The 21728-nt window shown below is 40.3% G+C and carries 15 protein-coding genes and 1 rRNA gene (1 of these 16 cut by a window edge); 4 read left to right on the top strand and 12 right to left on the bottom strand.

Translation table 11 applies throughout. From position 1 onward, the window contains the following. Positions 1-1353: ribosomal RNA gene (locus EGX73_RS10175) — 16S ribosomal RNA — on the bottom strand; it reaches 207 nt to the left of the window's first position. Between the two features lie 793 nt (positions 1354-2146). Here EGX73_RS10175 and EGX73_RS10170 point away from each other — a divergent pair. Continuing rightward, the gene (locus EGX73_RS10170) at positions 2147-3442 is read left to right on the top strand and encodes an ISL3-like element ISEfa5 family transposase (RefSeq protein WP_123866709.1); all 1296 of its coding nucleotides are present in this window, start codon (positions 2147-2149) and stop codon (positions 3440-3442) included. A gap of 147 nt (positions 3443-3589) precedes the next feature. On the opposite strand, the gene EGX73_RS10165 is transcribed toward EGX73_RS10170, so the two are convergent. The 8 genes from EGX73_RS10165 to dnaE all read right to left on the bottom strand — a co-directional run bounded on the left by EGX73_RS10165 (position 3590) and on the right by dnaE (position 14857). Continuing rightward, a complete protein-coding gene (locus tag EGX73_RS10165) occupies positions 3590-5089 on the bottom strand; it encodes a HAMP domain-containing histidine kinase (RefSeq protein WP_003127864.1) in 1500 nt (499 codons plus the stop codon). Positions 5090-5103: 14 nt separating this feature from the next. After that, on the bottom strand, positions 5104-5790 hold the full coding sequence (locus tag EGX73_RS10160; RefSeq protein ID WP_003127863.1) for a response regulator transcription factor: 687 nt from the start codon (positions 5788-5790) through the stop codon (positions 5104-5106). A gap of 144 nt (positions 5791-5934) precedes the next feature. After that, the gene (gene gndA / locus EGX73_RS10155) at positions 5935-7356 is read right to left on the bottom strand and encodes an NADP-dependent phosphogluconate dehydrogenase (protein ID WP_003127861.1); all 1422 of its coding nucleotides are present in this window, start codon (positions 7354-7356) and stop codon (positions 5935-5937) included. A 198-nt stretch (positions 7357-7554) separates the two neighbouring features. Continuing rightward, the gene (gene rpmF, locus EGX73_RS10150; protein ID WP_003127860.1) at positions 7555-7734 is read right to left on the bottom strand and encodes a 50S ribosomal protein L32; all 180 of its coding nucleotides are present in this window, start codon (positions 7732-7734) and stop codon (positions 7555-7557) included. Positions 7735-7790: 56 nt separating this feature from the next. Beyond that, positions 7791-8351, bottom strand: coding sequence for a DUF177 domain-containing protein (locus EGX73_RS10145; RefSeq protein WP_086269370.1), 561 nt, complete (start codon positions 8349-8351; stop codon positions 7791-7793). A 197-nt stretch (positions 8352-8548) separates the two neighbouring features. After that, positions 8549-10333: a pyruvate kinase gene (pyk, locus tag EGX73_RS10140; RefSeq protein WP_005472102.1), complete on the bottom strand. Its 1785-nt coding sequence runs from the start codon at positions 10331-10333 to the stop codon at positions 8549-8551. 84 nt (positions 10334-10417) lie between these two features. Further along, on the bottom strand, positions 10418-11380 hold the full coding sequence (gene pfkA, locus EGX73_RS10135; protein ID WP_123866922.1) for a 6-phosphofructokinase: 963 nt from the start codon (positions 11378-11380) through the stop codon (positions 10418-10420). A 168-nt stretch (positions 11381-11548) separates the two neighbouring features. Next, positions 11549-14857, bottom strand: coding sequence for a DNA polymerase III subunit alpha (gene dnaE / locus EGX73_RS10130; protein WP_123866921.1), 3309 nt, complete (start codon positions 14855-14857; stop codon positions 11549-11551). A 149-nt stretch (positions 14858-15006) separates the two neighbouring features. On the opposite strand from dnaE, the gene EGX73_RS10125 reads away from it, so the two are divergent. Next, the gene (locus EGX73_RS10125; RefSeq protein ID WP_003127855.1) at positions 15007-15189 is read left to right on the top strand and encodes a YjzD family protein; all 183 of its coding nucleotides are present in this window, start codon (positions 15007-15009) and stop codon (positions 15187-15189) included. A gap of 47 nt (positions 15190-15236) precedes the next feature. Here EGX73_RS10125 and EGX73_RS10120 read toward each other — a convergent pair whose 3' ends face one another. Together EGX73_RS10120 and EGX73_RS10115 are read right to left on the bottom strand one after the other, a co-directional pair. After that, positions 15237-16439 (bottom strand): multidrug efflux MFS transporter, encoded by a 1203-nt coding sequence (locus tag EGX73_RS10120; RefSeq protein ID WP_005472097.1) that lies wholly within the window; start codon positions 16437-16439, stop codon positions 15237-15239. Positions 16440-16678: 239 nt separating this feature from the next. Then, on the bottom strand, positions 16679-18118 hold the full coding sequence (locus EGX73_RS10115; RefSeq protein ID WP_003127853.1) for an NCS2 family permease: 1440 nt from the start codon (positions 18116-18118) through the stop codon (positions 16679-16681). A 267-nt stretch (positions 18119-18385) separates the two neighbouring features. Here EGX73_RS10115 and EGX73_RS10110 point away from each other — a divergent pair, with 267 nt between their 5' ends. Beyond that, positions 18386-19189, top strand: coding sequence for a Cof-type HAD-IIB family hydrolase (locus EGX73_RS10110; protein ID WP_003127852.1), 804 nt, complete (start codon positions 18386-18388; stop codon positions 19187-19189). A gap of 93 nt (positions 19190-19282) precedes the next feature. Here EGX73_RS10110 and asnB read toward each other — a convergent pair whose 3' ends face one another. Continuing rightward, positions 19283-21178, bottom strand: a complete 1896-nt coding sequence (gene asnB / locus EGX73_RS10105; RefSeq protein WP_003127850.1) for an asparagine synthase (glutamine-hydrolyzing) — start codon at positions 21176-21178, stop codon at positions 19283-19285. Positions 21179-21544: 366 nt separating this feature from the next. Between asnB and EGX73_RS15945 the strand changes: the two genes are divergently transcribed. Then, positions 21545-21694 (top strand): hypothetical protein, encoded by a 150-nt coding sequence (locus EGX73_RS15945; RefSeq protein WP_003127849.1) that lies wholly within the window; start codon positions 21545-21547, stop codon positions 21692-21694. Positions 21695-21728: the final 34 nt, after the last annotated feature.

Here is a 21728-nt window from a genome sequence, read left to right as displayed (position 1 = left end):
GGCTTCATGTAGGCGAGTTGCAGCCTACAATCCGAACTGAGAGAAGCTTTAAGAGATTAGCTTAGCCTCGCGACTTCGCAACTCGTTGTACTTCCCATTGTAGCACGTGTGTAGCCCAGGTCATAAGGGGCATGATGATTTGACGTCATCCCCACCTTCCTCCGGTTTGTCACCGGCAGTCTCGCTAGAGTGCCCAACTAAATGATGGCAACTAACAATAAGGGTTGCGCTCGTTGCGGGACTTAACCCAACATCTCACGACACGAGCTGACGACAACCATGCACCACCTGTCACTTTGCCCCCGAAGGGGAAGCTCTATCTCTAGAGTGGTCAAAGGATGTCAAGACCTGGTAAGGTTCTTCGCGTTGCTTCGAATTAAACCACATGCTCCACCGCTTGTGCGGGCCCCCGTCAATTCCTTTGAGTTTCAACCTTGCGGTCGTACTCCCCAGGCGGAGTGCTTAATGCGTTTGCTGCAGCACTGAAGGGCGGAAACCCTCCAACACTTAGCACTCATCGTTTACGGCGTGGACTACCAGGGTATCTAATCCTGTTCGCTCCCCACGCTTTCGAGCCTCAGCGTCAGTTACAGACCAGAGAGCCGCCTTCGCCACTGGTGTTCCTCCATATATCTACGCATTTCACCGCTACACATGGAATTCCACTCTCCTCTTCTGCACTCAAGTCTCCCAGTTTCCAATGACCCTCCCCGGTTGAGCCGGGGGCTTTCACATCAGACTTAAGAAACCGCCTGCGCTCGCTTTACGCCCAATAAATCCGGACAACGCTTGCCACCTACGTATTACCGCGGCTGCTGGCACGTAGTTAGCCGTGGCTTTCTGGTTAGATACCGTCAAGGGATGAACGTTCTACTCTCATCCTTGTTCTTCTCTAACAACAGAGTTTTACGATCCGAAAACCTTCTTCACTCACGCGGCGTTGCTCGGTCAGACTTTCGTCCATTGCCGAAGATTCCCTACTGCTGCCTCCCGTAGGAGTCTGGGCCGTGTCTCAGTCCCAGTGTGGCCGATCACCCTCTCAGGTCGGCTATGCATCGTGGCCTTGGTGAGCCGTTACCTCACCAACTAGCTAATGCACCGCGGGTCCATCCATCAGTGACGCAAAAGCGCCTTTCAACTTTCTTCCATGCGGAAAATAGTGTTATACGGTATTAGCACCTGTTTCCAAGTGTTATCCCCTTCTGATGGGCAGGTTACCCACGTGTTACTCACCCGTTCGCCACTCTTTTTCTTTCGGTGGAGCAAGCTCCGGTGAAAGAAAAAGCGTTCGACTTGCATGTATTAGGCACGCCGCCAGCGTTCGTCCTGAGCCAGGATCAAACTCTCATAATGATTTGTTTGAACGATCCATAGGATCGTTAAGCTCAAATAAAATTAACTTTGCTAGCTATTGCTTGCATGTATTTTGCTTCATATAATGAAGCGCCCTACACATTGGTTCGTTTGCTTGCTTTGTTCAGTTTTCAAAGGTCTACTGCGCTGCGTTAGCAACTTTTAAATCATATCAGATCAACAAGTGAATGTCAACTCTTTTTTTAAAAGTTTTTTCAAGCGATTGTTATTTAATCACTCTTTATCTCTCAGCGACTTTTATATCTTATCATCTCAAAAGCTTTGTGTCAACAACTTTTTTGAAAGTTTTTTCTAACTTTTTAAGTTTTTTTACCTAATGCTTTCTGACGACTTTGTTATAATAACATCTGTCTTGATCTTCGTCAACATTTATTTTGAAAAAATATTTGAAAGATTTAAACAGTGACTATCACAAAGACAAATACTAATATAGCAATTCTACTGCGAAAAATCAACAAAAAACAAAGCTTTTTCTCAACATTTTTTTTAGCCGAATCTTTCTTCTATTCTTTATCTCATCGTTCGCTTTTATAGCAATAATTGCGTTTTATAACTATTCGTGTTCCTCAATCGTTCCTGTTTATATGAACAAGCAGAAACGCTGTCCATTAAGTAAGATCCCTTATAAAGAAAAAAGGCTCTATAATTTATGGGACTGATGAATCAGAATTGATTCTTCAGCCCCATTTTTATTTTAGGTATTAAAAAACATATCGTTCTCTAGTATGATTAAATCACGACAAAATAAACAACTGAGAGGACGATATGCTATATGAATGATTCTATCAAAAAAATGCTGCGATTAATAGAGAAAGATTTGATGATTACAGAGGTCTCTTACGAGACCTTTCAGAAGAAAAAGACGTTGATCGTCGATGCTGTTTTCTCACCTGCTCCCCATACCTGTAGAAATTGTGGTTCTACTGTGGTAGATGGAAACGGGAAAGTAATTGTAGTGAAAAATGGGAAGAAGGAAACGATTGTCCGCTTTGAACAATACAATCACATGCCTTTGGTTATGCGCTTAAAAAAGCAGCGCTATACCTGTAAAAACTGTCGAACCCATTGGACGGCTCAAAGTTATTTTGTTCAACCCAGACATTCAATCGCGAATCATGTCAGATATAAAATTGCTTCTTTGCTGACTGAAAAAGTATCTTTATCTTTTATTGCGAAAAATTGTCAGGTATCTTTGACCACCGTTATTCGTACGTTGAAAGAGTTTAAAAGCTACTTACCAAAGCAATCTAAGAGGATTCTCCCCAGAGTATTGATGGTTGATGAATTTCGTTCGCACGCTTCCATAGAAGATAAAATGAGCTTTATTTGCGCAGATGGCGAAACAGGACAATTAATTGATGTCTTGCCTACGCGTAAATTGCCTCGATTAACAAGCTATTTCTTAGGCTGCACTAATCCTGAAGAAGTAAAATTTTTAGTCACAGACATGAACGCCGCCTACTTCCAGCTTACCAAACGTATTCTGCCAAATGCGAAAGTAGTGATTGATCGGTTTCATATTATCAAACACATGAATCAAGCCTTTAATGAGTTGCGTATCCGTGAAATGAATGAACTTCGTAAAGTAGGACAGAAAAGTCAGGCAGAAAAACTGAAAAAGAACTGGCGCTTTTTGCTAAAAAATCGTGCAAACATCAACCATTATGAATACAAAACATGGAAAAGTTTTCGATCACCAAAATACCCATTTCTTACGGAAGCGATGATGATTGATCGATTGCTTGGCTTTTCTACGTCCCTGAAGGAGGCGTATCCCTATTTTCATGAATTAGTTGAAGCCTTTCGAGACAAAGACCCTGACTTATTTTTCTCCTTATTGGCAGAACTTCCCGAAACGTTAGATGACGGCTTTCGGGAAAAGCTCCAAAACCTTCTGACCTATGAAGAAGGCATCACCAACGCGATGATCTATCCTTACACCAATGGAAAAATAGAAGCGAAGAATACCCATATAAAGACAATGAAACGAGTATCCTACGGATTTAAATCATTTGAGAACATGAGAATTAGAATCTTTTTGATCAATCAATTAATCAAAGTAAGATAACAAAAAATCTGAGCCAGAATGAGGTTCATTCTGACCCAGATTTGATTTTGTACAACCCATCAGTCCTTATTGACAAAGAGCCAGAAAAAACCAGCTGATTGTCGCTAACCTACAACAACCAGCTGGTTTCTTCGCAGAGGATCTGCGCTATTTCAAAACATCCTTACTAGATTGAACCACAGGAATATATATTCTAAAAATCGTTCCTTGCCCAATCACACTTTCTGCAGTAATGCGCCCTTTATAACTTTCCAATAATTGCTTAGCAATGGATAGTCCTAACCCATTTCCCCCTTTGGTTCTTGCTCTCGCCTTATCCACTCGATAAAATCGATTGAAAATTTTATCCAAGTCATCTTTGCTGATTCCTTCACCAAAATCCTGAATTGCAATCTCAAACGTTTGTCGATCAGAAGAAATAGATAAATGGACCTCTTTGCGATCTGTGGAGTACTTGACGGCGTTATCTAAGATGATAATAATAATTTGTTCGAAATGATTCCGATAAATTTTTAAAGTCAATTCGTGGTAAAGATCATCATCCAATGTGAAAACAAATTCCGGGTAAAGAATTTTAAAATTATTAAATACTTGGTATACGACTTCTTTGGCTTTTGTCGTTTCATTCGCATAGTGGACATCTACTTGCTCAGCTCTGGAAAGGTCGAGCATTTCCTGCACAAGTGTCTTCATTCGACTGATTTCTTGCATGCTGGCTGCAAGCGATTCATCTAATACTTCTGGATCGTCCTTGCCCCAGCGCTGCAACAGACTCATATGTCCTTCAATGATTGCCACTGGCGTCCGTAATTCATGAGAAACGTCCTCTACAAACCGTTCTTGCTGCTCGATATATAGCCGCATACGGTCGAGCATCTCATTAAAGATGTCTGCCAAATCAGATAATTCATCATTTGTATTCAGTTCAGGCATATGCACGGTCGATTGGGGATTCTTTCGAACGGTTTCCATTGTATCCCGCAAAACTTTCAGTGGCTGCAAGAAATAAGCAGATAAGAAAAAACCTAAAACGCTACTGAGAATCAAGGAAACGACTTCAAGTATGATTAGCGTTAACAAGAGCTTACTGCGAATTTCATAAAAGGAGGTCAGTTCATAAAATGTTTGAGCATAACCAATTTTTTCTCTCGTTTCTTTTGAGTAGATTGGCTGGATCGACAAAAAGCCTGTAATATTGTCCAATGTCACGATCGTGGGCGACTTTCGCTGCACATCGATCAGAGAAAGATTATTTTCATGGGTTTTGAAAATCAATTCCTGATTCAGATTATAAACAAATAAGCTCAAAGGAGACTGGCCTAACTCGGAAATAAACGAGTCGATCTTCATTAAGTTCCCATCAATTGTTGAAGTTCGGTCGTAGATGCTCGTATCACCACTATCGTTCTTAGTTAAATTGCGATAGGTACGCACCAATGTCAATTCTTGGTCTGAATTGGCTAACCTAGAAGCTACTTCCGACATCGTACGCTCCACGTTATTTTCTTCTTTAGCCACAAGCAGGTTGATAGACGTTTTGTAGGTGATGACTGCAAAAATTGTAAAAACAACAAATATAAAGAAAGAACTTGCGAAGGCCCACTTCACAGTCAAAGAAGGCCCCTTCAGTTCTTTTAGTTTTTTCATTCTTTTTTTTAAGCTCACGAACGCATCACGTATCCTGTCCCCCGAACAGTTTGGATATAGCTTTCTTCTCCAGGTACGTCGATCTTATTCCGTAGATAACGAATATACACATCGACTACGTTTGTTTCTACTTCTGTTTCATAACCCCAAACTTTGTTCAGCAGAACATCACGGGCTAAGACGACATTGACGTTCTCCATCAAAGTAAGAAGCAACTCGTACTCACGCTTCGTCAATTCAATGACATCACTGCCTCGACGCACCACACGGTTTTCTTTCTCGATGGTTAAATCACGATAAGTGATCGTCGTTTGTTTGGCAACATTTTTGTCTCCTTCAATGTCGATTCGACGTAACAGCGCACGCAAACGAGCTAGTAGCTCTTCAATCGCAAAGGGTTTCACAATATAATCGTCTGCTCCGTGATCTAGCCCTGAGACCCGATCGATCACTGAATCTCTTGCTGTCATCATAATGATTGGCGTATTTTTGGTCTGGCGCACACGACGGCAAACTTCTAATCCGTTTAGTTCTGGTAGCATCAAATCAAGTAAGATGGCATCCCATTCATTGTTCAACGCTGCATCCAATCCAGTTCTGCCATTATAATGTACTTCGGTATTATAGCCTTCATGCTTTAATTCTAATTCCACGAATCGAGCTAAGTTCTTTTCATCTTCAATGATTAGAATATTACTCATTAGTTAGAGCTCCTTTATCGGTTATTCTGCATATAGTTAGACACTATCTGCTTTATTCTATCATGTAACTAAAAAATAAAAAAGAGATTGACCGAAAGTTCTCACTGTTCGGTCATTCTCTTAATTTGTTCTCAATTGTTCGACTTATTCTTCCTCATACCAAGAGTAGTGGTAAATTCCTTCTTTGTCCGTACGTTCATACGTATGGGCACCGAAATAATCCCGCTGTGCTTGGATCAAGTTTGCAGGCAAACGATCTGAGCGATAAGAATCAAAATAAGCAATTGCTGAAGAGAATGTTGGGACTGGTACGCCAGCTTGGACTGCCAATGCTACGACGTCACGAACGGATTGTTGATAGCGTTTTGTGATTTCCTTGAAATAGTCATCAAGCAATAAGTTTTCGATATCCGTATCTTTTTCATAAGCATCGGTGATTTTTTGCAAGAATTGCGCACGAATGATACAACCTGCACGCCAGATTTTAGCAATTTCACCAAATGGCAGTTGCCAATCATACTCTTTTGATGCGGTCCGTAATTGCGCAAAACCTTGTGCATAGCTCATGATTTTGCTGAAATACAATGCTTCCCGAATTTTCTCAACAAATTCTTGTTTGTCTCCTGTAAATTCGAATCCTTCAGGTTTTGGTAAGACTTGGCTAGCATTCACTCGTTCTTCTTTATAAGCAGAAATATAACGCGCAAAAACAGACTCTGTGATCAACGGCAGTGGAACACCAAGATCTAATGCACTTTGACTCGTCCATTTCCCCGTTCCTTTGTTGCCGGCAGCATCTAAAATCACATCAACGATTGGTTTCCCAGTACCTAAATCGTCTTTGCGTGTTAAGATGTCTGCTGTGATTTCGATCAAGTAGCTATCTAATTCCCCTTTATTCCATTCAGAGAAGATCTCCGCCATTTCAGAAACAGATAGCCCTAGAATTTTTTGCATCAAATCATAGGATTCAGCAATTAGCTGCATATCTCCATACTCGATACCATTGTGAACCATTTTTACATAGTGTCCTGCACCATTTGGTCCAATGTAGGTAACACAAGGAGTGCCATCTTCTGCTTTTGCTGAGATTTGTTCCAAAATAGGAGCCACTAACTCATACGCTTCTTTTTGTCCGCCAGGCATGATTGACGGGCCTTTCAATGCGCCTTCTTCTCCACCAGAAACTCCGGTACCGATAAAGTTGATACCAGAATTTGCTAATTCTTCATTACGACGGATCGTATCTTTGAAGAATGTGTTTCCTCCATCGATCAAGATGTCCCCTTTTTCAAGATGAGGCAATAATTCTTGGATGGTTGCGTCTGTCGCAAAACCCGCTTTGACCATCAAAAGAATGCGTCGTGGTGTTTCGATCGATTGTACGAACTCTTCAATCGTATAGGTTGCTTTAAAGTTTTTATCTGGATGTTCTTTTACTACTTCTTCTGTTTTAGATCCTGTACGGTTGAATAGGGCAACTGAATAACCGCGGCTTTCAATGTTCAACGCTAAGTTTTTTCCCATGACTGCCATACCGACAACGCCGATTTGTTGTTTTGTCATCACTCATCCTCCTAAGATTCAGTTATCTGTTTTATTATAGCGCAAAAGATAGTTGTTTTGAACTATTCTCTTTCAAAGAGTAAGAATTATTTCAGAAAAGTTCTAGTTTTCATGAAACTAATCTGAAACAAAAAGAAAAATCCTAAGGCTCCATGGTTAGCCTTAGGATTTTGAAATCCCTTTTTCTGTAAAAAAGGATTATGCTTCTTTTGTTGCTACATCTTTTCCATCGTAATGACCACAGTTTGAGCATACATGGTGGCTTTTTTTCATTTCACCACAGTTTGCACATTCGTTCAAACCGTTGATTGTCAATTTGTAATGAGTACGACGTTTTGCTTTTTTCGCTTTAGAAGTTCTTCTTGCTGGTACTGCCATTTTGCTACACCTCCTTGTAAATGAAAGCAACCTTGAGGCTGCAATTTATTCCAATCCTACGCGTTATCATCTTCTGAATCATTGAACAGTTCCGATAATTTTGCAAGACGAGGATCAATTTGTTGGGCTTGCGCTTCTTTTTGGTTTGCATAGTCTTCTTCTGATAAAACAGCCCAGTCATTTCCTGACGGCATTTCTGTGCTCTTTTTCTCTTCCTCAGTAAGGACTTGCATGGGAATCGCAAGTAATAGGTTATCAGCAACTGAATCATCCAAACTGATCGTCTGACCTTCAATGATCAAGACATCTTCTTCTGGAATCATTTCATCTCGCCGCTGAAATTGCTCTGGTGTCATGAAGAGTTCATCCACTGTAAAATCCATTGGCAAAGCAACTGGAGTCAATGAGCGTGTTGAAGGTAACGTGATGGTTGTCTCCACTCGATAATGTAGGAGATATTCATGTTTTCCAACAGACATCATGCCAGTGATTTTCACAGGAGACAAATCAATGATCTGTCCATCGCGTTTTATCAATTGATTTTTTAAGTTCAACGCTTCGTCGAACATTAGCGGTGTCTCTTGGTATTTTTTTAATTCCAATAAAGACCATTTCATTTTTATCACCCCTAAGCAACAAAAGCAATTATACAGGGGTTATTTCCCTTTGTCAATGAAATTTTCTTGACACCTTTTTCATTTCTACAGCTGTAATTTTACGCACAAAAAAGTGATTGCTTTTAGAGAAAAAAACAACAGACTCGCTACTTATGCACGAGCCTGTTGCCTCCATTAATCAATCTTTCGAAAGAAGATTAGATAGCTGTTGTTTCTCCACGGTAGACGATTCCACGACGAGAATCCACAGTAATCAATTCACCATCTTTGATCGTTGTTGTGGCATCTTTTGCCCCAACGATCACTGGAAGGTCTTTCGCAATGCCGACAACTGCTGCATGAGAAGTCAAACCGCCGTCTTCAACAACAAGTGCTGCTGCTTTCTCGATTGCAGGCATATATTCTTTATCTGTTGTTGGAACAACTAAGATCATGCCATCTTTTGCTTTAGCAATTGCTTCTTCTGCACTGTTGGCTACAACGGCATTAGAAACGATTGATTTTTCACCGATTCCTTGTGCTTCAAGCAATTTAGAACCGATCATTTGAATTTTCATCACGTTCGTTGTTCCACGTTCTCCAACTGGCACACCAGCAGTGATCAAAATCAAATCGCCTTCTTTGGCAAAACCAAGATCCACAGCTTGTTTAGCTGCTAATTCGAACATTTCGTCAGTTGTTGAAGGTTTTTCAGCAACTGTTGGATAAACACCCCAGTTTAACATCAAACCACGTTTTGTACGTTCGTCGAAAGTTACTGCCAAGATATCTGCATCTGGACGATATTTTGAAATCATTTTCGCAGTATAGCCAGATTCAGTTGCAGCAACGATTGTTTTTACGCCAAGATTTTTAGCTGCACGTGCCACAGAAAGACCAATTGTTTCTGTTACATCAGTTTTATCAAATTGGTTGATTTGGAAAGTACTCATTTCTGCTAAAGCATTTTCTGCTTCGATATCGATACGAGCCATCGTTGCAACAGCTTGTACAGGATAGTCTCCGTTTGCTGATTCTCCAGATAACATGGTTGCATCTGTTCCGTCAAAGACTGCATTGGCAACGTCAGAAGCTTCTGCGCGTGTTGGACGAGGATTTTGTTGCATTGATTCTAACATTTGAGTTGCAGTGATAACTGATTTACCTACCGCATTACATTTTTTGATGATTCGTTTTTGAACCATTGGTACTTCTTCTGCTGGAATCTCAACACCCATGTCTCCACGAGCAACCATGATACCGTCAGAAACTTTGATGATTTCATCAATGTTGTCGATACCTTCTTGAGATTCGATTTTAGAGAAGATTTGTACATGAGTCATGTTCTTTTCTTCAAGAATTTCACGAATTTCTAAAACGTCTTGAGCTTTACGTACGAATGAAGCTGCGATGAAGTCGATATCATTGTCTAATCCAAAACGAATATCGTCAGCATCTTTTTCAGTAATACCAGGCAAGCTGATTGATACGCCAGGTGCATTGACCCCTTTACGAGAACCCAACATTCCTGCATTTTTAACAACAACAACTAATTCACGTGCTGCTTCGTCTTTTTCGATGATCTCCATATCGATCAAACCATCATCAAATAAGATATGGCCGCCTACATATACATCATCAAATAATCCAGGATAGGTCACTGCAATCTTTTCTTTTGTTCCTTTGTGTTCTGGGTCCATTGAGATACGTGTTTGGTCACCAACGTTGAATTGGATATAGCCGGCACGACCATAATCTGCTTCAGTTGTGTCTTGAACGGTTGTACGGATTTCTGCTCCTTTAGTATCTAAAAGAATCCCTACATCTTTACCAGTTTTCTTGACCGCTTCACGCACCATTGTCATACGTCCTAATTGTTCTTCATGATCTCCATGAGAAAAATTGAAACGGAAGACATTTGCACCGGCTTCGATCAGTTCAGAAATAATTTCTACACTATTACTTGCTGGTCCTAATGTGCTGACGATTTTTGTTTTTTTCATTACTAAACGCTCCTATTCATTTATTTAAAATAGCTTAATAAGCTTTTTTTACAAAATTACTGTTGCGTTTCATACTTCCTAAACTTAAAAGGAAATTTCCTTGTTCAAGTCGTATAAAGAAATATCTGGTTGGTGACGATTGTTTTCAAGCGTTTCGATGATATCTGCAGCAACCATCTGGTTGTTTTCGATACCGATGCACAATCCGCCTTTGCCTTGTTGAAGCAACTCAACTGCGTAAGCACCAAATTTACTTGCTAGAACGCGGTCTCTTGCGCTTGGTGATCCGCCACGAACAACGTGTCCTAAAATCGATACCCGCGTGTGGAAATCGCCATATTCAGATAATTTATCAGCAAATTCGTTTCCGCCCATCACGCCTTCTGCTAAGACGATCAAGCAGTGTTTCTTACCGCGGTCCCGTCCTTCACGAATTCGGTTCGCAACAACGGCCATATCAAAGTCATGTTCTGGGATGATGATCTCATCTGCCCCACCGGCAACTCCTGACCAAAGCGCAATGTCACCTGCACCACGACCCATTACTTCGATTACGAATGTCCGGACGTGAGAAGTTGCAGTGTCACGAATTCGGTCGATTGATTCCAATACTGTATTGATTGCTGTATCAAAACCGATAGTAAAGTCCGTCCCAGGAATATCATTGTCAATCGTTCCTGGAATACCGATCGCCGGAAAACCATGGCGTGTTAGAGCCATCGCACCATGATAAGAGCCGTCGCCACCAATAACGACCAACCCTTCAATACCGAATTTTTTCAGTTGTTCAATCCCTTTCAACTGACCTTCTTGTGTCGCAAATTCAGGATAGCGCGCAGAGTACAAGAATGTACCGCCTCGTTGGATCTTGTCACCTACATCTGCCACATCAAGACGGCGAATATCTCCAGCTACCAAACCAGCATAGCCGTAATTGATTCCATATACTTCCAGCCCATCAAAGATAGCCTTTCTTACAACTGCCCGAACCGCTGCGTTCATCCCCGGCGCATCGCCGCCACTGGTTAGAATTCCAATGCGTTTCATTATCCATTCACCTCATTAGTAGATTTGTTTAGGGAATTGGAACTCCCTTATTTGATACTTTTCAAGTAATAACCACGAGTAGTATTTTACCATTATTCCAGAGAAATGTCTTGAAATAGTGGGAAAAAGTTGAAAAAAGTGTAAGTAAAATTTAACGTTTTCGGAAAATTACTTGAAAACAACATTTTCCTCTCCCAACAAGTGCCCAAGCTTTCTTTCCATTTCTTCGTCTTTTTTTAGCCAGTTCTCTTCCGTCAGCAACACTTTTTTCCCGTTGCTTTCATAGAACAACACCACAGGAACCCGGCCTCGATGCTTTCTCAGCAACTGCGACAATTCTTGCAAATGGTTCGTCTCAACATCACGTGTGATCTTCAGATAACACGTTTGATCTGTTAGCTGTGCTTGCGCTTTTTCAGCTAGCTCTATTTTATCAGCAATCAGTTGTATTTCACCATTGTAACGACTTACTTCCACTTTTCCTTCAACATACAAGACGGCGTTTTCTGCAACGTCAGATCGTATGTGACGATACAATGTGGGAAAAACAGTGATTGAGACTTCTTTACTAGCATCTGTTCCTTCAAGAAACGCCATTTGCTCTCCTTTTTTTGTACGGATTTCTCGAATTTGACGCACATAAAATAGTATCCGGACACGTTCGTTGGGAACTAAGTCAGCGATTGCTATCGTCTGCTTCAACTGTTGCAGCTTCTGATATTGTTGGACAGGATGCCCTGATAAATAAACCCCTAGATATTCTTCTTCCAACGCTAACTTTTGCTCTAAGTCATAATCAGCGACTTCGGCTTCTTTGAGAGCCATTGTCTCTAACAAATCGAGACTGCCGCCACTATAGGTGATATTTTGGATTTTCCCTTCTAATTGGATAAGTGCTTGCTTCCGATTAGTGACCAATTCATCAAACGCACCAATACTTAACAACGGAAGGATATAATCTTCTTTCAGCCATTTGTTATTCTTTTGATGCAAGCGCAACAGGAATTGATCTAAGGAGGAGAATGTTCCATTCTCCTTTCGTTCATCTAAAATATCTTGAATCAGGTCTCTACGTATTCCTTTAACACTGCTAAAGCCAAAACGAATCTGTTTTTCCGATTGAAGATAGAAACTATAGCCACTCTTGTTGATGGACGGCGGTAAGATTGCTACACCATACCGAGTCGCTTCATTCAAATATTCTTTTAATTTACCTGGATTATTCCTAACCGAGTGCAATAATGCAGCAAAAAATGGTCCTGGATAATGTACCTTTAAATACGCCATTTGGAAGCCGATAAATGAGTAGGCAAACGCATGAGAACGATTGAACCCGTAATTGGCAAAACGCTCAATATAATCGTAAACTTCTTCTGCTTTCTCCGCGGAAAAATGGTTGGCTACGGCTCCTTCAACAAAATGGCGCCGTTCTTCATCTAGGACGTCTTTTTTCTTTTTGCTGATGGCTCGCCGCAAGATATCTGCTTGACCAAGAGAAAAGCCTGCCATTTTAGAAGCAACTTGCATGATTTGTTCTTGATAAACAATGATTCCATAGGTATTTTGTAAAATCGGCACTAAAGCAGCATCCGGATAAACGACTTTTTCTTGTCCTTTTTTCCGTCGAATAAACGTATCGATATTTTGCATAGGCCCTGGCCGATACAACGCATTGACGGCTGCGATATCTTCGATACTTTCAGGTCCAAGTTTTCGCAAAACATTTCTGATCCCCGCTGACTCAAACTGAAAGATTCCGGCAGTATCGCCTTGCTGAAATAGTCGCAGCACAGCTGGGTCATTTAAAGGAATAGATTTCTGGGTAACTGTTTCATTTGTAACTCGCTTGATCCCTCTTAAAGTATTGTCAATGATTGAAAGATTCCGTAATCCTAAAAAATCCATTTTTAACAATCCCACTGTTTCCACATCATTCATTGTGAACTGAGTCAAGAGGATCTCATCACTTCCTTGTTGAAGGGGGACTAGGTCCAAGAGATTCTTGTCGCTGATCACCACACCAGCTGCATGGGTGGAAACATGTCGAGGCAATCCTTCCAGTACCTTAGCCACTGCAAACATCGTTTCATTTCGTTCATTGAAGGTAGCCAGTTCTCGTAATTGATTGGATTGTTCATAAGCTAAAGCCAATGTCATTTTTAATGCGTTAGGAATGGCTTTTGACCAGCGATTGGCTTCGCTTTGTGACAAACCAAACACTCGTGAAACATCCCGCAGCACCATTTTGGCCGCCATCGTTCCAAAAGTAGCAATTTGCGCCATGTACTCCTGACCATATTTTTGACGGACATAATGCAAAATCTCATCACGTCTGTTATCAGGAATATCTAAATCGATATCGGGCATAGTATAGCGTTCGGGATTCAAGAAACGCTCAAACAGCAAGTCATATTCAATTGGATCGACATCGGTGATGGCTAATAAGAAAGCTACTAATGAACCTGCTGCTGAGCCCCGCCCTGCGCCGGTAACAATTTCGTTCTTGTGAGCAAAATCCATCACATCCCAAATGATCAAAAAGTAATCGTCAAATCCCATTGTATGAATAACGGATAGTTCATAATCCAAACGCTGACGGTAAATATCTGTGACCTGCGTAATACGTTCAGACAACTTTTCAAAACACAGTTTTCTAAGAAAATCAGCCGCATTTTCTCCTTCTTCTAAAGGGAAATGCGGGAGCAAACGTTGATGGAGAGGAATCGTCAGAGTACATTCTTCTGCAATTCGCTGATTATTTACCAATGCTTCTGAATTCTCTCCAAATGCCTGAATCAGTTCCGCAGGCTGTTCTAAATAATACGTTTCGGAAGATTGTTCCTTCGCTTTACGAAAATCTTCGATCTGAGTACCGTTCTTAATATGTTCCATGACTTGAACAGCAAATAGTTCTGCTTGTTCCAATGCTGCTACGGGTTGATAAGCGCACAGCTCAAGACCGTGCTGTTGAAACCACTCTCTTTCTGGCGTTGCCGCTGCTTTTTGAACACCCAGGAAAAGACTCTTTTGATCAAAACGAGCGACAAAGTCTGTCAATGCTCGAGAAAGCTGTGCCAAGTCTTCCGATTGATCTGGAGAGAAACCTTGCCCTTGCGGCAAAATACCAAACAGATCTGGTAACGTTAAGTATTCAGATAGATCCAAATGACCGTTGATCATTTTCTCACTGGAAAGGCGCATCAATAATCGGTAGCCAGATAGATTCTTTGCAAAAAGGTACAATGGAAAACGCATAGTGGATGTGCCAAACGTGCAATCGAATAATACACCAATCACAGGTTTGATTCCGGCATTTTGGCATTGCTGATAAAATTCTAAGGCTCCATATAACACATTGTGATCTGCCAGCCCCAAAACTTTATAACCAGCTTTTTTGGCAGCAGCAATATAACGAGGAATTTTGATCGTACTTTGAAGTAAGGAATACGCGCTTAAGGTTGTCAATTGATGATACATAGAAAATCCCTCCGAAAATGATAATTCCGTTTGTTTCTGCTTTATTTCTAATTTGAAAAGAATAAATGAAAATGTGAAAATCTTTACATTGAAATTTTTTGTGATAAACTAAAGTCGAAAAGCAAGATACGCAGAAAAGAGGTGTCGTCATGCGCTACTTAGCAACATTATTTTGGACATTTATCTTAGGCCAAGTTGTCGGCTATCTAGGCAGCTCACTAGCGGGAGCTACTTATGATTTCCAATTGACCTCAATCATCTCTTTGGTAGCAGGTGTACTAATTATCCTTCTTGGTTTGATTGCACCTTCGCCAAAAAAGACAAGTCATTAATAGAAGAAAAACCAGTTACCTTCATTGTAACTGGTTTTTTTTTCTTTTCAACTGAGATCGTGCTTATGAAAATTTTTACGGAAATTAAATGTAGAAAGACAAATATTCAAAAAGACAAACGCACTGGTTACCCAAAACACGGCTGGGTAGCCAAAACTATGGGCAACGGTTGAACCGACCATTGGACCAAGCACTTGTCCAAAGTTAGAAAACATTTGGTTGTAACTATAAATTCGACTAACACCTTCCATTGGGGTGATTTTACTGATCAACGTATTGATCGATGGCATTAACGCACCAGTAGAGAAGCCCAAAAGAAAGCGTAGAACGCCCAATTGGAATGGTGACGTAACAAAGCCCATTGGAATAAAGCAAAGGAATGAAAGCAGTAGTCCTCCTAATAACACTTTATGATTTCCATAGCGGTCCCCTACTTTACCTAATATTGGCGAAGAAATAATAGCTGAAACACCGGCAATCGATACGATCAACCCGCTGACAAATAAAAGGTTTCCTGTATTGCCGCTTAGATCACGGATATATAAAGTCAAAATTGGACTGATACTTGTTACACCAAGTTGCAGGATCAATGAAGTAATAAATAAGCCAATCAATAGTTGTAGGTTTTTGATTTGTCCAAAAATTTCTTTGACAGATAGAAGGTCCCCTTTTTCAACAGGTGCGAAATCTTCTTGAACCAAAAAGATCGTTAGCAGCAATGTGATCAAAAGAACGACCCCTGTGATGATAAATACATTCTTCATACCAAACCACTGTGCTAAAGCACCACCCATAGAAGGCCCGATCAAGTTTCCGGCGATAGCTCCGGTTGCTAATGTTCCTAGTGCCCAGCCACTCTTTTCTTTCGGGGCTTGAGAAGCAATCAATGCTGTCGCATTTGGAATATAACCCGAAAGGATCCCCGTAAAGAAGCGCATAATCAATAGCCAGTAGACATTCGGTACAAAGGCTAATGAGCCCATGGTGACTGTCATACCAGCAGCCGCCCGAATCATCATCAATCTGCGACCTTTCTGATCTGCTAAATTTCCCCAAACCGGTGCAATGATTGCAGCTGCAAACGCAGTCACTGAGATTGCCAGACCTGAAAACAGCTCGATTTGGCTTTTTGGCGCTCCCAACTCTTCAATATATAGCGGAATAAACGGCATAACTAAACTAAAACTTGCACCAGTAAAAAAACAGCCAATCCAAGAAATTAGGAGATTTCGTTTCCAATCAATTTTCATGTCAAAACCCTCTTTCTCTTAAACTATACCGCATTTTTTAAAATAGTAAAATTAAAAAAGACAGAAGATTGTGTGATCTGTCTACAAAATAAAACTATCCCCACTACAACCGATTTCGCCTTCTTTGTTCTTTACAGCCCACATAAAGCAGCTCATCGACCAAAGAAAGAATCCGTTATAGTTTGGATAGTTCATTGTCAAAAGCACGACCAGAAATCAGTGCTCTTTATTGATTGGTACTAGCTGATCACAGCTAAAATAATGAAGTTCAAAATAAAGAGAATATTTACGACCCACAAAATTGGAGATACTTCGCGGAATTTTCCTTTTACGACTTTAACGATTGCGTAAAAGATAAAACCAGCTGCGATTCCATAAGAAATGCTGTAACAAAGTCCCATAAAGATCGAAGCAAAGAATGCTGGAACTGCTTCTTCAAGATCCGACCAATTGATATCCGCAAATGAAGCGAGCATCATCACACCGACTAAAATCAATGCCGGCGCTGTTGCTTGAGCAGGGACCACGGAAATCAATGGTGAAAAGAAACTACTAATGGCAAACAAAGCTGCTACTACCACTGAAGTCAATCCTGTTCGTCCCCCAGCACCGATCCCGGCAGCTGATTCAACATAAGTAGTGGTATTAGATGTTCCAAAGATCGCACCGATCGAAGTTGCAATTGCATCGGCAAAAAGGGCTTTGTCCATCTTTGTATTGAACCCTTTACTATCTTCCAACGCTTCTTCGTCTTTTTGAGAAAAGATTCCAGTACGGCGCCCTGTTCCAATAAATGTGCCGATAGTATCAAATGTATCTGAAAGACTAAAGGCAATAATCGTCATGATCACTTGAGGAATTTTAGCAGAATCACTAAACAATGAACCCATTCCCTCTGGGCCAAACGCAGCGCCAAAAGTTGTTCCAAGTTCATTAATTGAACTTCCCAAAGAGTTTCCTTGCCAATCAATCGTGCTTAAATCGACCACACCCATCAAAATACCAATGATCGTTGTCCCTAAGATACCGATAATAATTGCTCCTCGGACGTTTTTAACCACTAATAACGTTGTTAAAACCAAGCCAATGATTGCCAAGATAACTGGTGCATTATTAAAGTTAGCGAGTGCCGGCACGATGCCTCCATTAAATGAAGCACTAACAATCGTATCACCATCAACAGTTGATCCAGTAACTGCTGCAGTATCCGCGCTGAAACTTAATAGATTGGCATTTTTCAACCCAACGTAAGCAACGAAGATCCCAATCCCACCACCGATGGCATGTTGCATGCTCTCTGGAATGGCATGAATAATCAATTTACGAATTTTAGTGATCGTGATCAAAATATTGATCACACCACAGATAAAGACCATAGCTAATGCTTGTTGCCAAGAATAGCCTAACCCAAAGACAACTGTAAAGGTAAAGAAGGCATTCAATCCCATTCCTGGTGCTTGCGCATACGGTACGTTTGCAAAGAGACCCATGACCAGCGTTCCAATGACAGAGGCAATGATGGTTGCCAGAAAGACTGCTTGAAAAGGCATACCAGATGCGGAAAGAATCGAAGGATTAACAAAAAGAATGTAGCTCATTGCAAAGAAGGTGGTTACCCCAGCCATCACTTCTGTTGAAACAGTTGTTTTATTTTCTTTTAATTTGAAAAACTTTTCCATGTAAATCGTTCACTCCTACAAGATTAGTTAGTGTTTCTGAAAAGAAAAGAATAATTGCACTTTCCATCGAACAATTACAAATTATAGGCGAATCCCCTCTATTCCACAATAAAAAAATTAACAAAAACCAAATATTTTATCTGAATGTTCGTGTTTTATTAAGAAGCTGATTTTTTCCAGAAACTTACCATCCCCCTTTCATCTCTTGTGAAATCAGTAAAATGTGTTACACTTAAACAACTAGAAAAAGAGAATGGAGCGAGTCGAGTGAACAAAAAACTAATTGCCATCGATCTAGACGGCACTACTTTAAATACAGAGTCCCAAATTTCAAAGCGGACATTTGATGTTTTGACACGAGCAACGAAAGCTGGACATTATGTGACCATCGCAACCGGTCGTCCTTTTCGAATGAGTGATCAGTTTTATCGTCAATTAGCCCTAAAAACACCTATGATCAATTTTAATGGAGGTTTGGTACACAAACCTCGTCAAGTATGGGCAAATGAAACAGAATTCTCTGTGTCAAAAGAAATCGCTTTTGAACTAATGGCTCAAAAAGAGAACCTGAACTTAGATTTTGTTGCTGCAGAAAATCGGGAAACCTTTTTTATCGATCAACTTGAAGGCTTTGATCAGCGTTTCTTTTCTTCCGATAGTATTACTGAAGAAAACTTATTGAAGAACATGAAATCTGATCCGACTTCTTTATTGGTCAAAACACAAAATGAATTCGCTGAGTCTGTTGCTCTACGAATCAATGATCAATTCAATGACACGGTTGATGTCCGTACATGGGGCGGTCCTCATGCAATTTTGGAGATTGTTCCAAAAGGGGTCCATAAAGCATTAGGTCTATCAGTGATTTCCGATTATCTGAAGATTGATCCCAAAAATATTATTGCCTTTGGCGATGAACACAATGATCTAGAAATGTTGGAATATGCCGGCTGGGGTGTGGCTATGGCAAATGGAACCGCACAATTAAAATCTATTGCCAATGATGTAACGGATAAAACCAATGCCGAGGACGGCTTAGCTGACTACTTGGAAAATTTATTAGCCCTATAAAAAGACAAAAAGAAACACGAGGATTCGATGTCTCTCCTCTCCAAAGTCTGTATGAAAATGGACTTTAGAGGGACTACATCTGTCCTCGTGTTTTTAAATTGTTTCGTAAATGATTGTTTCTGCCTTAGGAATTTTTTCATCAATGAAGAATACTTTATACCAGGTCAAGAAAGTGTAGATCGTCCAGATTTTCCGTTGAAGTCCTTGTTTACCGGCGCGATGATCAGCCAATAATTGCAAAATCTTTTCTTGGTCAAAGAATTCTGCAGCAAAATCCGCTGTAAATAGTTCTTTGACGGTTTTGTAACCAGTCCCTTCTTTCAGCCATGCTCGAATAGGGACCGGAAAACCTAATTTTTCCCGATTGGCCCATTCTGTTGGGAGGTGACGATTTGCTGCTTGACGAAAGACATCTTTCGTATTGTACTGATTGATCAAATATTTTGTCGGAATCGTCTGAGCTACTTTCATGACTTCAATATCAAGTAATGGCACCCGTAATTCCAAAGAACTAGCCATTGACATCTTATCTGCTTTTAATAAGATGTCTTTGGGCATCCATTGATGAACATCCAAATACTGCATTTTGTTGACTTCTTCATCAAGATCTTTGACTTTTTCATAGTATGGGGCGACGATTTCCGCCACTGATGGTCCACTAGTATAGTCTGGATGCAATATCTCAGTGGCTTCTTGCTCTTCAAAGACCAGCGCTTGCCCGATAAAGAAATCTTTTGCAGGTGCGGTGGCTTCATAGAGATGAATTCGTCCATGGAAGTTTCTCATATTACCAATTGTCCGGCCTAATTTGAATCGAATATTCTTAGGTAATTTTTTCAATCCTTGAGCAAATACACGAATCATCTTGGAGTTCGTATGCCAACCATAAGCAGCATAGCCGGCAAATAATTCATCTGCGCCTTCACCAGATTGTACAACACGAACATGTTGCGAGGCGAGATTAGCTAAAAAGTAGAGCGGGACACAACTCGGATTGGAGTCGGGCTCATCCAAATGATACTGGATCAGTGGAAAAGCGTTGAAGGACATCTCGCCATCAATCACCGCTGCTGTATTGTTCAATCCCAGCATCTTGGTCAATTTTCTAGCTTCAATTGCTTCATTATAGGTCTTGTCATCGAATCCAATTGAGAAAGAATGATCTGGACGCAGAACAGCGGCAACATAACTTGAGTCGACACCGCTTGATAAAAATGACCCTACTTCTACATCACTGATTTTGTGTGCAGCAATCGATTCTTGAACGGTATCATCGATTTTTTGGACCCAATCTTCTTTGCTATAGTTTTCTTTATGACTGTAGTCTGCATCCCAATATTCATGAATGTCCATGACGCCATTTTTATAAGTAAAATAGTGACCTTCTTGTAAGCGATAAACGCCTTTAAAGAATGTTTCGCCATTTAGTGGCGAATATTGAAAAGTCAAATAGGGTTTTAAGGCATCCTTATTCAATTCTTTTTCAAAATCTGGATGTGGTAAAAAACTCTTGATTTCTGAACCAAACATGAATGTACCATTCATTTCCGCGTAATAATAAGGTTTGATTCCGAAATGATCTCTTGCCCCAAAAAGTTCTTGCTTTTCGCGATCCCAAATGGCAAAAGCAAACATGCCGCGAACTCTTTGCAATAAATCAGTTCCCCACTCTTCATACCCATGAAGAAGAACCTCAGTATCTGCATGAGTCGTAAAGACATGTCCAGCTTGGATCAATTCTTCTCTTAAAGATTGAAAGTTATAGATTTCACCATTAAAAATGATTACTTTCGTTCCATCTTCATTATAAATAGGCTGCGTACCGCCTTCTAAGTCAATAATCGATAAACGCCGAAAGCCAAGAGCAACTTGGTCATCAATGAATTTTCCAGAACTATTAGGACCGCGATGAATGATTCGATCCATCATCTGTTCAATGATTTCGGCTTTTTGGTCTTTAGTATTAACGAAACCTACAATTCCGCACATATTTTCACATCCATTTTCATTTTCCTTTTTCATTTTCCCTGAAACAAATCTTATCTTACCATAAATTGAATAAAATTAAATTTAAAAAAATATAATAAATTAATTATTTAACCCAACAAAAAGAGTTTTTCAAGCAAAACCGCTTCATACCGCTTTTTACTCAGATACTAAAGGAGCTTCCTTACAAATTTGTTATTTGATTTTTTTAGATAACTTCTGTTCTCCTTAATAAATTTTTAGTAAACTTCCTCTACCATTCAGTTATTATTGGACAGACGCCAAGCAACGTGTTATTCTGATCATGGAATTTCGTTATCAACTTAACCGTTGCCTTTCGTTACGAATAACACTGAAAGGAGAATGACTATGACATTCTATAACACAGAACTACAATATCGAGTTACTCTAGATACAAAACTGAACCTTTTTATCGTTTTTGATAAAAAAGATGCTAACCGTTTTGCAACTGGTGTGACGATCGAACAAGCTGTACAAGAATTGACTAAAACTGCATAAGGAGTTCATCCAAATGAAGGATACCGATTCGTAC

This window comes from Enterococcus sp. FDAARGOS_553, assembly GCF_003812305.1.
Lineage (GTDB): Bacteria > Bacillota > Bacilli > Lactobacillales > Enterococcaceae > Enterococcus_D > Enterococcus_D gallinarum.
The sequence above is the reverse complement of the archived record's forward strand: the minus strand, read 5'-3'. Positions and strand labels throughout refer to the sequence as shown.